This window comes from Sphaerospermopsis aphanizomenoides BCCUSP55 (assembly GCF_001586785.1).
Classification (GTDB): Bacteria; Cyanobacteriota; Cyanobacteriia; order Cyanobacteriales; family Nostocaceae; genus Sphaerospermopsis_A; species Sphaerospermopsis_A aphanizomenoides_A.
In genome coordinates, this window is the sequence record NZ_LUFH02000080.1 from 22,595 (window position 1) to 29,303 (window position 6,709).

The window sequence follows — 6,709 nt, forward strand, 5'->3', positions numbered from 1 at the left end:
ATTCAAATTTAAGTGATAATTTTTTTAGTTGATCATTTGTTGGATTTTCTTCAATGTTTTATTTAGCAACCGATTTGTTTTTGTAGCTATACCCGCTTTCTTGAACTGTTTTGGTTTTTTTTCTGGTTCTTTGAGAAAGCGATAGTATAGAAATTCATCCCGATAACAAATATTCACATCTTCACCTTGAGATAAACGAGCAAAATCACTATAAGAATAACCCATATAATGCAGGCGATGAATTGGTTTTAAACCTTCTTTATTGTAAAGGACATGATCAATATTCACAAAAGGATCTGCGTTAGCACAGTTACCAGTTCTTTCTTGACCATTAGGGCTGAGTGTAAAGTTAAATAGTGGGCGATTGCACCTTAAGGTCATGTAGCTAAACAAAAAGGCATCATCCCACCATCTAGCTACCCATTGAATTTCATCTTTTTCAATTAATAACTGCTGGAGAAATTCACATTCATCCTCTTGAAAAATACCTTTTTTAGAAGCAAAAAAACTAGAACAATGCAACTTAGGACGTACATCCTCTTCTTTATACAAACCTGTATTTTCTATAATTGATAAATTTAATGCTGCATCTTCTCTAGATTTTTTATGCTCCCAGTCATCAAATATAAAATCGTAATTACTTAATTTATCTAAGAGATTATCCTGAGGGTTCATGGCTAAACTATCAGCATCATAAAACACAAATTTTTCAAACTCGCCATCAAACGCACACATCTTTCTTAATAAAGGGGTGCGATACCAAATATTACGGGCTGAATTTCCTTGCTTTGCTGCTGGATGTACAGCCCAAACTTCATCCGCAAAATTATCCCATCGTTGAATAGATTCCCTGTTTGCAAACAGAGTAACATTGTTCCTAGCCTTGACTTCTTCCCTAACTCTGTCTAATTGGTCATTGTAGGGAATAATACATATAGGTATATTTGGGTTAACATTGACTTCAATGCTATTTAGCAAGGCAACTAACTGGTCAAATACAGCATCATTCGCAAGAGTGTAAATACCGAAAGATTCCATTTCACAAATCCTCTATCTTCAGATCACATCAAGTATCTACTGAAAGTCATTGTCATATATATTATTACTTTATACAGTAAAATACCAAATTTCATTGTCAAATTTATGAAAATATTAATGCTATCTTCAACTTTTCCCTATCCACCAACACGGGGAGGGACACAGGTCAGAACCTTTAATTTACTCAAGTATCTCAGTCAAAACCATAGCATCACCCTAGTTACTCAACGTGAGTCTGATGTTACAGACTTAGAAATTGCAAATTTAAGAGATTGCGTAGATAACTTAGTGGTTTTTGAACGTCCCTCAGCGATGGGAACATCAGCAGGAATACTCAAAAAAATCCAGCGATTAGGTACGTTTTTATTGACAGGGACACCACCAAGTGTCCTTAACCGCTACTCACTGGCAATGCAATCATGGATTGATAACTTTGTCAAGTCTGGTAAATGTGATGTCATTACTTGTGAACATAGCGTTAACGAAATTTACATTCGTCCTGATTTTCAAACTTATGTAAAAACCATAGTCAATATTCATAGTTCTGTATATGGAACTTGTTTAAATCAGTTAACAACCGGCACATCACAAAATCAATTCAGAGACAAAATTAATCTGCCCTTACTGCGTCGCTATGAACAAAATTACTGTTCTAAATTCTCAAATATTGTAGTGACAACAGCAGAAGATAAACAACAACTGCAACAGTTTAATTCTCAAGCTGAAATTGCCGTCATTCCTAATGGTGTAGATTTAGTTTCCTTTCCCAACCGTCCTACAGATCCAGGAGGACATCGAATAATTTTTATTGGCGCAATGGATAATTTAGCTAATATTGATGCTGTCTGTTTTTTCAGCAATGAAGTATTACCAGAAATTCAAAAACTTTATCCTGACACAACCTTTGATATAGTTGGTTCTCGTCCCGATACACAAGTTTTAGCACTCAAACAAAAACCAGGAATTAATGTCCTGGGTTCTGTACCATCAATGGCAGAATATCTACATAAATCTACTGTCTGTGTTGTACCCATGCGAACAGGATTTGGCATCAAAAATAAAACCCTAGAAGCGATGGCTGCGGGTATACCGGTGGTAGGGAGCGATCGCGGTTTAGAAGGACTAGCTGTAGATGGTATAAAAACAACGCTAAAAGCATTAAGAGCAAATCAACCCAGAGAATATGTAACAGCTATTTCTCAACTGTTTGAACAGCCAGAACTCCGATATCAACTTTCTACTCACGCTAGACAAATGGTAGAAACTCAATTTACCTGGGAAATAGCAGGTCAGCGTTATGAGGAAATTTGCTTAAATCAGAAGTAATTATAGTTTCAATTTAAAACGGAGTTTAAAACATTTCAGGAGTGAAAATTCATGCGTAATTACATCCACTGTCCCCGGAACAGCATCACACCTCATTTTAACAGTGAGCAAATAACAAATTGCGGATTGTGCGATTTTTGCTGGTATGAATACTGCTTTTGTTGGTCAGAATACTGTATGAATGAGTGGTATGAAGCACAGAAACACCATGAAAGCCAACAACAGAAACACAACAAGGAAAAAAAATCAGGAATCAAACCCGATTCCTAAAATTACTTCTAGAGGTAGGGAACAGGGTAAGTTGACGCTCCCCGTTCTATAGCGGGATGGGGTATGACAGCGTTCTGATTAAACAACCTTTCATCGCATTACTTTGTGGAGTTTTTAGCATATTTTCCTAGAATCTACTTAGAATCTATCAAATATCAAGCTAGATATCTTTTAAAGTTTTATTTACTAATAAACAGTAAATTTACATATTCACTAATCATCAAAACTATTTATAATAGGTTTTTATAAACTCAATCTCACAACTAAAAACTTTAAAAGTGCTATTAATGTTCCAAACTGGAATTAGTAGCATTTTTTTCATCAACCTCTGCAACTCAAAAACGGGAATTTAAGGTGAACAGAGAATTATTTTTCCGCCGCGCAGAAATACTACATCAATATTTAGCAGATTTGTACCAAACTGCTCATGTATTACCTTGGCTTCCTGCTGATCTAGTACCGCAAGCCTTTAAAGAACTTTACACCACATCAAAAATAGTACAGTTGGCAGCCGAGGAAGTGTATCAGCAAACTGAAGAACTCTTGCAAACAAATAATTTGCTAGAAACAGAACGTCAACACTACCGAGAGTTGTTTGAGTTTGCACCAGAAGCTTATTTAGTCACTAATCAACAAGGTATCATCCAAGAAGCCAACCAGGCCGCAGCAGAGTTACTCAACATTTCCCAAAATTTTCTGGTTGGTAAACCAATCATTAACTTCATTCCACGGGAACAATACCAGCACTTTTATAGTGAACTCATCCAGATATCTAAATCTCCACAAACTAGAGAAATTTTATTACCTTTAAAGCCACGTCATGGCAATTGCTTTGATGCCTCTTTGACAGTGAAATATCGACTCAATCAGGATCAGCAACCTACTATCTTATATTGGTCGATCAGGAAAACTTCTCAGATTCAGCCAGAAAAATCAACATCCTTTCAGAGTTACAAAGATTTAATTGGGAATCGTCCTCAAAATAAACATTCCAAAGGAGAAACTATTCCTCTGAATCCGTTGTTAATTTTTTATGTAGTTCAGGGTTTAGTGAAACTTAGTACATTTTCTGAAACTGGAGAAGAGGTGCTGACAGGGTTAATAACACCAGGAATGATTTTTAGCCCTCGGATGACATCGTTACCAATTTACCAAGCAACAGCCATCACAGATGTGGAAATAGTATCAATTTATGTATCAGAAATGACGGTTTTGCCTTCCCTCAGTCATACTCTGTTACCCAAAATTGAACAGCGATTACAACAAACAGAATCTTTATTAGCGATCGCTGCTAGGAAAAAAGTAGAAGATAGATTACTTGATTTATTAGAACTTTTAAAACAGCAAATTGGCGAACCAGTACCACAAGGAACTCGCCTTGCTTTTCGCCTTACTCATCAAGATATTGCCAATGCTTGTTGCACCACCAGAGTCACAATTACGCGCTTGCTTGGTCAATTACAACAACAAGGCATCATTAGTTTTGATCAGCAAAAACATATTATTTATAGGGAGAGGGTGTAGGGTGTAGGGTGTATAAAAAAAAGGGGCGCTCCTCAACGCCCCATCTATGCAATCAAATCAAACGTGAGCCAAATAATCCGAGGTTTTGGCAATTTGGCAGACAAAATTTTTCCGTTGCCGTTTTAATGGATATATCAACAAAAAGAACGGGACAGTTCAAAATTTTTCCGAGGGACGGATGGCAGCCAACCCTCAGAACTTAAACCCACTCGCCAGTTGTTGATGAAGAACTGTACAACACCCCTATTTGTTGTCGCAGTCCCATAAATTTTCCATAGCTTCACTACAACTGGCTAAAAATCTCACAGGAAACATATACATTTTTGAGCAGTTCATCCATTTTCTGGTTGAGCATTTTTTCATTTTTCATACACAGTCCACAAAAATACTAATTGATCATTTGTTTTAATCGCGCAGCATTTGAGAGATAATTCTGTCTGCTTGTAATCGCTGATAAGTTAAGCGGATTAGATTGGCAGCATCAAATAAACCGCGAACATAGCAAGCAAAACCCAAAGCATCTAACAACATCAAGGTAGTCACGCCTTCTTTTGCCAAAGACACAATAAACTCTGTCAGTCCCGGTGCAGTTGTATCTATTGGCATTGTTGCCAACAGAAAACGTAGACAATCACCGGATACAATTGTGCCTTCTAGTTCTTCGGTATCCGTCGCCAGACGTACAATACCCACGATTATTTGGTTTGGTGTCATGCCTTCTTCCATCAGAAGGACAAATAAAGATGCCAGACTGTCTGGAGTGTATTTGTCGAGCTTGATATTCATAGTGCTTACATAATTATGTGTAACAATAAACTCAAAATTTTTTGTATATCCGGAAAATTTAAACCAGTTTTTTTACTATGCCGGGTTGAAACTAAAGTCATTGAGCCAATATATAGATATCTCTGCCGAATGCTAAACTATCAGGCAACATCTCGGCTGTGATCTGAGTCTCATATTATGATGTCAATTTGAATAGTTCTCATATAGGAATAATATTTGAATTTTGAACAAAACTCCGTACACCTAAATCTTCTAAAACCCTTTTGCCTCTTGCATGAGTGCCTCTTGCCTGCCTACACAAATGATTTCACGAATCAAATCTCCTATATATCTGTCAGTGCAGGGAACAGGGAATAGGGAACAGGGAATAGGAAAAATTTCTGATACCATATCCGGTCTATTAGTTATGACTACGCCGTTTGTGCAGCAATTGGAAAATTCTCTACCCCTGCACCCTGCCCCCCTGCTGCCTTAATGATAAGTATTTAATCAAAGACTATATGAGGTGGAATGTGCGTCAAAGTCTGAAATCAGGGTTGTTTGCAGCTATATTTATCCTGAGTATGATAGCTGTAATGATGTTGTCTTTACCTTTAAAAGCTCAAACTCCTATTCCTGATGAACAAAAATCAGAGTTAAGGGGAGTGTGGTTAACAAATATTGACAGTGATGTTTTGTTTGAGCGCGATCGCTTGCAAAAATCCCTACAAACTTTAGACAATTTCAATTTCAATACTGTTTATCCCACAGTTTGGAACTGGGGTTATACCCTTTATCCTAGCAAAGTAGCAGCTAAAGTAATTGGTAAATCTTTAGATCCCACACCAGGATTACAAGGACGAGATATACTGCAAGAAATTGTCACAGAAGGACATAAACAAGGTTTAACGGTGATTCCCTGGTTTGAATTTGGGTTTATGGCTCCTGCTGATTCCCTTTTAGCCAAAAATCGCCCCCAATGGCTAACCAATCGCAGCAACGGCACTAAAATTGTCAAAGAAGGTACACATGATCGCGTTTGGCTAAGTCCTTTTCGTCCAGATGTACAGCAATTTATCCAAGACTTAATTGTAGAAATCGTTAAAAATTATGACATTGACGGTATTCAATTTGACGACCATTTCGGCTTGCCATCAGAATTAGGCTACGATGCCTACACAGTGGCACTTTACAAAAAAGAACACCGTGGTCAAGCACCATCTAAAAACCCCAAAGATCCAGAATGGGTACGCTGGAGAGCCAACAAAATCACCGACTTCATGAAGCGGGTATTTACAGCTATTAAAGCCAATAAAAAGAATTGTATAGTTTCCGTTGCCCCCAATCCTCAACGTTTTTCCTATGAATACTTTTTAGCAGACTGGCAGAAATGGGAACGGATGGGATTAATTGAAGACTTGGTTTTGCAGATATATCGTAATGATTTAAATGTGTTTGTCAGCGAATTAGAATACCCAGAAGTCAAAGCCGCACAGAAACATATTCCTGTAAGTATTGGCATTTTGACTGGGTTAAAAAATCGTTCCGTTCCCATGCAACAAATTAAAACCCAAGTCCAAAAAGTACGCGAACGCAAATTTGCCGGAGTTTCCTTTTTCTTCTATGAAACCCTCTGGAACATCAGCCAAGAAAAAGCCCCAGAACGTCAAGCCGGTTTCCAACAAATCTTCCCCAAACCAGCAAATTATCCCAATTTACTGGCAGGGTGGAAAGCAGGGGTGTAAGGGTGATGGGGTGATGGGGTGATGGGGTGATGGGGTGATGG

5 protein-coding genes are annotated in these 6,709 nt (G+C 37.7%); 3 read left to right on the forward strand and 2 right to left on the reverse strand.

Annotated features, from left to right (window positions below):
- Window positions 1–24 precede the first annotated feature (24 nt).
- On the reverse strand, window positions 25–1,038 hold the full coding sequence (locus A0J48_RS19070) for an Npun_R2821/Npun_R2822 family protein (RefSeq protein WP_200325833.1): 1,014 nt from the start codon (window positions 1,036–1,038) through the stop codon (window positions 25–27).
- A 105-nt stretch (window positions 1,039–1,143) separates the two neighbouring features.
- Here A0J48_RS19070 and A0J48_RS19075 point away from each other — a divergent pair, with 105 nt between their 5' ends.
- Complete coding sequence (locus tag A0J48_RS19075) at window positions 1,144–2,364, forward strand: glycosyltransferase family 4 protein (RefSeq protein WP_200325834.1); 1,221 nt, start codon at window positions 1,144–1,146, stop codon at window positions 2,362–2,364.
- 624 nt (window positions 2,365–2,988) lie between these two features.
- Window positions 2,989–4,158, forward strand: a complete 1,170-nt coding sequence (locus tag A0J48_RS19080; RefSeq protein WP_200325836.1) for a PAS domain-containing protein — start codon at window positions 2,989–2,991, stop codon at window positions 4,156–4,158.
- Window positions 4,159–4,563: 405 nt separating this feature from the next.
- Here A0J48_RS19080 and A0J48_RS19085 read toward each other — a convergent pair whose 3' ends face one another.
- Window positions 4,564–4,944 (reverse strand): hypothetical protein, encoded by a 381-nt coding sequence (locus A0J48_RS19085; protein WP_200325838.1) that lies wholly within the window; start codon window positions 4,942–4,944, stop codon window positions 4,564–4,566.
- Between the two features lie 500 nt (window positions 4,945–5,444).
- On the opposite strand from A0J48_RS19085, the gene A0J48_RS19090 reads away from it, so the two are divergent.
- Complete coding sequence (locus tag A0J48_RS19090) at window positions 5,445–6,668, forward strand: glycoside hydrolase family 10 protein (protein ID WP_200325840.1); 1,224 nt, start codon at window positions 5,445–5,447, stop codon at window positions 6,666–6,668.
- Window positions 6,669–6,709: the final 41 nt, after the last annotated feature.